Below are 7,549 nucleotides of genomic sequence, written 5' to 3' on the forward strand. Positions count from 1 at the left end.
TGACCATTCAATTTAGCACTTGAAGTTCCTGCGAATTCAAGAACGTCCACTAGGGTATCTGTGACTGAGAAGGCTGTCGCATCTTGAGCTACACTTGTTTTCACGTTGTAAGTGAAGACTTGGTCGCGTTTGTCAAGAGTTTCAGATTCTTTGCCGTTCACATCTTTCTTGATCTCTGGCTCTGCTGGTGTTGGTGGCGTTACTGGAACTTCGTTAGAGTCTTTCGTAAAGCCTGGTTTGTTTGGTAGATCTGCCTTGTAAGCTGCCTTGTTAGGAACTTTCACAGTCTTATCTTCTGATAGGTAAGCAGACAAGTTCGCGCCAGCTTTGATCTTCGCGTCGAATGTTAATTCAACTGCTTGACCGCCATTGGCTTTCACTTGTTCTTCTGTAAGCGTCAAGGTAATCGTTTGACCTTCTACCTTGATTTGGCTTGCTTCAAGGGCTTGACCATTCAATTTAGCACTTGAAGTCCCTGCGAACTCAAGAACATCTTCGATCTTATCGGTTACGCTGAAGGCTGTCGCATCTTGCGCTACACTTGTTTTCACATTATAAGTGAAGACTTCATCACGTTTCGCGAGGGTTGCTTCTGCCTTGCCGTTCACATCTTTCTTGATTTCTGGCTCGTCTGGTGTTGGTGGCGTTACTGGGACTTCATTAGAGTCCTTGTGGTATTTTGGATTATGATCAATATCATAAGAAGCCTTATTCGGAATCTCTGTCTTACCATCTTTATTCACATAAGCTGATAAGTTGGCATTATCTCTAATCTTAGCCTTGAAATTCACTTCAATTGACTTACCGGCATCTGCTTTTACAGAAGCTTCTGTAAAGGCAACTTTGATGACTTGACCAGAAAGTGTCACTGTCGCCTTCGATCCTGCATCCTCACCATCAAGTTTAACAGTAGCTGAAGCATTCTCACCGACAAATTCTAGAACTTCTTTCAACTCGTCTGTCATCTCAAACACAGTTGCGCTGGCAGGCATTGTTGTTTTCAAAGTATAAGTAAATTCTTCATTACGTTTTACAAGATCATAACGTTCTGCTCTGTTTACTTCCTTCTTAAGCTCTGGAGTAGTGGTTGGTGGTGGTGTAACGGTAACTGGTTTTGATTCTTTCTTAGAATCAGGATTATCATTAATGATGTAGCTAGCAGTATTTGGTACTACCGGCTTGTCTTTTGATTCATTTGGATAAGCTGCTAAGAGTGCATCAAAGGTAATGCCTTCCTTCACCTTAGCCTTAAATGAAACTTGTACAGCTTTACCAGCATATTGTTTCACTTGCTCTTTACCAAATGTGACCGTCAAACGTTGACCTTCTGTTGTTACAGTGAGGTCTTGAACAGCTTGGCCATCAACAGTGACCGTTGCTTCTCCTTCAAATGCCAATTCTTTGACGATATCATCTGAAATAGTGAAGCTATCTGCCACATGTGGAACCGTTGAGTCAATCGTATAAGTAAAGATTTCTGATAACTTACCAAGATCTGCGTGTTCCTGACCATTCACCTTCTTAGTGATTGGCGGTGGAGTAACAGTGACTGGCTTGGTTTCTTTCTCACCTTGTTGGTCATTCTTGTTGGTGTAAGTAATCTTAGCTTTGTTCTCAATAGATGGAACAGTTGAGCCTTTCTTCACTTTGGCATGAATCACGAGCTCTACTTCTTGGTTACCGTAGTCACCCGCATTCGCAAAATCTTTCATCGTTGCAGTCACGGTTTGACCTTGAACTGTTACATCGAAGAATTTCGCTGCCGCTCCCTTGATTTCAGCTTGACCTGGAGTCAAGTTCTCATCCAAGGTATCCGTTACAACGAAGGACTTGTACGTTGTAATATCATTTGGCAATTTCGCTTTGATATTATAAGTAAAGTCGGTTTCTGCCCCGATTGTTGCCTCTGTCAGTGTTTCGTTGATTTTCTTATCAACACCTGGTTCTGATGGAGGGGTTACGGTGACAGGTTTCGTTTCTTTTTCTCCGCTATGATCGTTCTTATCTGTGAAGCTGAACTTCGCAGTATTTGGAATGTTGATACGAGTCACTCCATCATTGATCTTAGCCGGAATAATCAATTCCACTTCTTGACCAGCAAGAGCTGTAGCGTTCGCAAAGTCCTTCATCGTTGCAGTCACGGTTTGACCCTCAACTGTTACATCGAAGAAGGCTGCAGCTGCTCCTTTGATAACTGGTTTGCTTGAAGTTTCATTGATAACTGACAAATCTCCTTCAAGTGTATCTGTAATCACAAATTTCTTGTAATCTGTAATATCTGTTGGAAGTTTTGTCTTAATGTTGTAGTTATACGCTTGACCTGTCGCGATATCTAAGTGATCAAGAGTTTCATTGATCTTCTTCGTTACAGGAGGTGGCGTTACGGTGACAGGTTTCGATTCAACTTCTTTCTCTACATTATTCTCATTTGTAAAGGAAATAGAAGCCTTGTTTTCAATGATTGTGCCTGTCACACCATTTTTAACTTTTGCAGGAATGACTAGTTCAACAGTTGAGTATTTTGCAAGTTCACCAAACTGACCATCCTTCACCGTTGCCGTAATCTCTTGGCCATTGGTGTGGATATCAAAGAGGGCCGCTGCAGAACCTTTAATACTTACGTCTCCTGCAAGTTCCAAATTAGCATCCAGTGTATCACGAATCACAAATTTCTTGTAATTAGCAACATCACTTGGTACTGCTGTTGTAATGTTGTAGTTGTATGGTTGCCCATCAAACGTTTGGAAGCTATCCAAGTTCTCATTAATCTTCTTATCAATAGAAGGTTCTTGTGGTTTTGGTGGTGTAACCGTTACTTTATTCGATGTTTTCTTGATATCATTCAAGGCAACATCTGCCGTGTTAGGTACTTTAATTTGACCATCTTCCTTATATTTAGAAAGGTCAGCACCCGGACGAATCTTAGCCTTGAAGGTCAATTCTAGGTATTGAACATCTTTAGTCTTACGACGCGTTACCTTACGTGAGATCTTTTCGAGTTGAGTTTTATCAAGAGTCAGTGAAACAGTTTGACCTTCAACTTTTGCAGCAGTTTTCAAGTCAGTATTATCTTTTTCACCAAGTTTTACATTCAAGCTATCTGCCTGAACTTCCAACTCTGAAACAACTGTATCCGTAAGGCTAAATGTATCTGCAATGCCTGGCCATGGAACAGTCACTTTGTACTCAAAGAGTTCCTCTTCTGCCTTCAAATCTTCATGTTCTTTGTCATTAACCTTCTTCGTAATTTCTGTTACAACTGGAGGTTTCACGTAAACTGGATTTGAACGGCGAATGGTACTTGGTTTGTCAGCTGTTTTAGCATGTTTACTTGGATCAGGATTATTATCCTCACCATTCCACATGATATTACCCTGGTTCAGCAAACCGAAGCCATCATTATCCTGAAGAAGGGCCATGAATTCTTTGCTCGCTTGATTATTGCGATATTGCTCCTTCAAGCGAACGGTAATGGTCATTTTAGCTTTTTGAAGCACTAAGTATTCATAACCATTCACACTTGGTACATCAGCAACAACAACTTCACGTTCGTTTCCGAGATCGTCATTTTGTTTCACTACACGAGTCAAGATTTGACCTTGTGGTCCAGAAGCATGATGACCTACAACTTCTAAACGATAGTCAAGAGGGTCTGTCAACATAACGTTTTGCTTAAACTCATAAGGAACGTTGTTGAAGTTGTAATCTACTGTATAAGTAAATGTTTCGTCTTTGGCAGACAAGTTAGCCGCATAGGCTGGTTTTTTAGTCAATTGAAGTGGATCTTCAATAGTACCAGTATCATTGCTTTGATCTTGGTCTGCAATTTTCTTGGTGGCACTTGGGTAACAGTATTCAAGTTTTTGAACTTCTACAGTTTCTTTCGAACCACCGATTGTTTCAGTCGCAAAATCACCAACTTTAAATTTACCAGTCAGCTCAGGAACTGGAACTGTCTCCTTAACTGGTTTGTAGTCTGCAGGAGGGTCTTGCTCATCATCCTCATCAACTTGTTCAGCATGTGCTTCCTTACTCAAATCATAGTCAAACTTGTTGTTTCCTGGATTAAAGACACTCTCTGGAACAGAGATTGTAACCTTGTCTCCTTCTTGAACAATCTTACCACGAATTTCTTTCTTCGAATCGGTAACCTTTGATACAATCTTCTTACCATTAATTCGAACTGCATCTACCTTATATCCTGGAGTAACTTCAAACTCACCTTTGATATCTTCTTTAACCAGAGCAGCACCAACAGATTCTAGAACTCGACTTGAGAATTTATTGATATCGCTTTGTTCATTAACATAGAAGGAAACATCTTTTCCATTGATATTTTTAGCTGGAGAAGCCATCCCCTCTAATGCTTCATGGAAAATCTCTTGGACACTTCGGTTATCCCCTATATCAAAATATTTTGAATAACCTTCTTTATATGTGTCATAGTACTGAGCTTTGGAATTCGCAAAGATTGTTACGTCTTCCCAGAAACCAACTACTACTGTTCCTTCAGAACCAACAACATTTTTAAGTCTTGTAGATGCTTCCTTAACCTCTTTCACACGCCCTAAAACGTTTTGAGACGCCTCTGTTAGTTCATTAAAATTCCATGCACGTGTAAGAATATTGTTCCGATAGTCACTGTACTCTAGACGAACCTTACCATCAGGGTCACGTTTCCCATTGGCAACACCATCCGTAATCAAAAGAAAGATAGTTTTACGACCATTAGCCATATTCCCTTTTCTTTCATTATATTGAGCAATGACATCGTCAATAGCTGGAACAGTTGGTGTTCCTCCCGCTACTTTAATATTATTAATGAATTGATGGATATCATTTTGGTCAGAAGACAAGTTACTTGCCTTGTATTTGTAATCATAGTCAGGTCCCCAACTACCATAAACATCTTTACGGCCTGTAAAATCGTTATTGTAGTAGTAGTTGTATCCATCTGCACCTTGGAAGGTCGCCATCATAACCCGGTCTGATGTATCTGGATTATCAGTCTTAACCAAACGTGGGTTATTTTCATCATACTCTTCTTCCTTCACAAATGTCGTCAGAGTTTTTAAAGCATTCTGGACATTTGGAATGGTGTTCTTAAATGATCCACTCGCATCCTGCAAGATTACCAAATCCACTGGTTTTCTAGGCAGGCGCCAGCTAATTTTTTCCGTTTTTTCAATTTTACGGGAACATCCATTTTGTGTTATCTTTGTATTTCCACCTACTTCAATAGTACTACCGCCTTCATTTGCTGCAGCGCTACCAAGTATCTGTCCCATTAAGGCTAATGGAACAGATAAGAATAAAATGATAAACAATATGGAGACCTTTTTAATGAAATCTCTCATTGCTATTTCTGAAATCCTATTGTGATTTCTTCTTCCCCCTTTTCTATAGTAGATATATGTTAGTTGAGTAGTGTTTGCAACTCTTTAGAAAAGCTTTCCGCATCGGAATGGTTAACCAATACATTTTTTACTTCTTGCTTTTTGGTTACAAAATACATACTTGGTATGGTCTGAACCTGTAATAGATCTGCAGCTGATTGATCTTCGTCATAGTAATAAGGGAAAGTGTATCCTTTTTCCTTAATGTATCGATCAGCACTCTCTTTTGTTTCTTTACCAGGTTCGTTCATATTTAGTAAAACAAAATTGATCTGTTCACCATACTTTTCATACATCTGCTGAACAATGGGTAGTTGTTTCTGACAATGAGGACACCAACTAGCCCATTCGACAATTAACATAGGTTTATCATACAGCTCTGAACTAGCAACCAATTTACCGTCTTGAGAAGTCATTTTAAATTCTGGAAGTTGTTGACCTTTTAGACTCAAGGCAGTATTGTTCTCAGCACTTGAAGTTGATTGCGAAACTGATGAAGTCCCTACTTCTCCGTCCTTAGCGGGTCTAGTATAATAAATCAAACCCACCGACAATCCGATGATGACTCCCACTGCTAAAAACGGAAGCCACCACTTATCTTTTTGCATAGAATCTCCTTTCCTTTTTGATGAAATATGGCGAGTAGAACTTGAGTAAATAATATATTAAATAATTTATAAACTCTCCAAAACTCATCCATTCCAAAAAACATTTTATCATTTACTAATTCGTATTTCAAGAAATATGTTGTCAAATTGTAAACTTTTTTCTTTCCCACGCTAAACCCGCCACACTACTGCATTAAATAGGTATAATGAAAATGATTGGACGTTATTTTCTAATTATTTTCAGAATATTATTTCTTTTTAATGCATAATTCACTCTTTCTTGTTTTCTGTTTTTCTATATAATAACTATACTAAAAACAGCAACGAAATACATTTAAAAATTTGCAATAATAAAAAAGATTGCCCAATCAGACAATCTTTTTTATGTTCTTAATACAAATCAAGATAATTATCAACTTCCCATTGTGACACAAAGGTTGCATAGCTAGCCCACTCGATACGTTTAGCTTCAAGGAAGCTCGTGTAGATGTGTTCACCTAGGGCTGCCTTGACCACTTCATCCTCAGTCAAGGCTTTCAAGGCGTTGTGAAGCGTTGATGGAAGGTCAGTAATTCCAGCTTCCTTACGCTCTTCCGCTGTCATGATATAGATATTTTCTTCGATAGGAGCTGGTGCTTCGATTTTGTTTTCAATACCATGCAAACCAACTTCCAATAGAACTGCCATAGCGATGTATGGGTTTGCCATCGGGTCCACTGAACGCAACTCAAGACGAGTTCCCATACCACGTGAAGCTGGTACGCGCACAAGTGGCGAACGGTTACGACCAGCCCAAGCAATGTAAACAGGCGCTTCATAACCTGGAACCAAACGTTTGTATGAGTTAACTGTTGGGTTCATGATAGCAGTATAGTTGTAAGCATGTTTGATCAAACCACCAAGGAAATGGTAGGCCGTTTCAGATAACTGCATTCCTTTTGGATCATTTGGATCAAAGAAGGCATTGTTTCCTTCCGCATCAAACAAGGACATATTACAGTGCATACCTGATCCAGCGATACCAAATTTTGGTTTTGCCATAAAGGTTGCGTACAAACCATGTTTGCGAGCAATAGTTTTAACAACGAGTTTAAAGATTTGAATCTTGTCACAGGCACGGAGGACTTCATCATACTTGAAGTCAATTTCATGTTGACCAACCGCAACCTCGTGGTGACTTGCTTCTACTTCAAATCCCATTTTGGTCAAGACATTCACGATTTCACGACGCGTATTGTCTGCAAGGTCAGTAGGGGCCAAATCAAAGTAGCCACCCTTGTCATTTACCTCAAGAGTCGGATCCCCATTTTCATCCAACTTAAATAGGAAGAATTCTGGTTCTGGACCAAGGTTGAAAGATTTGAATCCTACTTCTTCCATATGACGAAGTGCACGCTTCAGATTACCACGAGGGTCACCTGCAAATGGTTCGCCTTCTGTTGTATAGACATCACAGATCAAACCTGCAACACTTCCATTTTCATCTCCCCAAGGGAAGACTGTCCATGTATCCAAGTCTGGGTACAAGTACATATCTGACTCATT

The 7,549-nt window shown here is 39.7% G+C and carries 2 protein-coding genes and 1 pseudogene; all 3 read right to left on the minus strand.

Features of this window, described 5'->3' with window-relative positions:
- A pseudogene (gene padA, locus GMD4S_RS06435) lies at positions 1-5,357 on the minus strand (LPXTG-anchored isopeptide-forming adhesin PadA); the annotation flags it as partial.
- Positions 5,358-5,416: 59 nt separating this feature from the next.
- Positions 5,417-6,004 carry a TlpA family protein disulfide reductase gene (locus GMD4S_RS06440; RefSeq protein ID WP_001168154.1) on the minus strand — a complete coding sequence of 196 codons (588 nt, stop codon included), beginning with the start codon at positions 6,002-6,004 and terminating at the stop codon, positions 5,417-5,419.
- 390 nt (positions 6,005-6,394) lie between these two features.
- Positions 6,395-7,549 (minus strand): glutamine synthetase family protein (locus GMD4S_RS06445; RefSeq protein ID WP_000292669.1); only part of this gene is annotated, 1,155 nt, incomplete at its 5' end.

Source organism: Streptococcus sp. GMD4S (genome assembly GCF_000296955.1).

Excerpts from the sequence above, each read along its gene's own strand:
- GMD4S_RS06440 (WP_001168154.1), bottom strand. The coding sequence starts at position 6,004 with ATGCAAAAAGATAAGTGGTGGCTTCCGTTTTTAGCAGTGGGAGTCATC.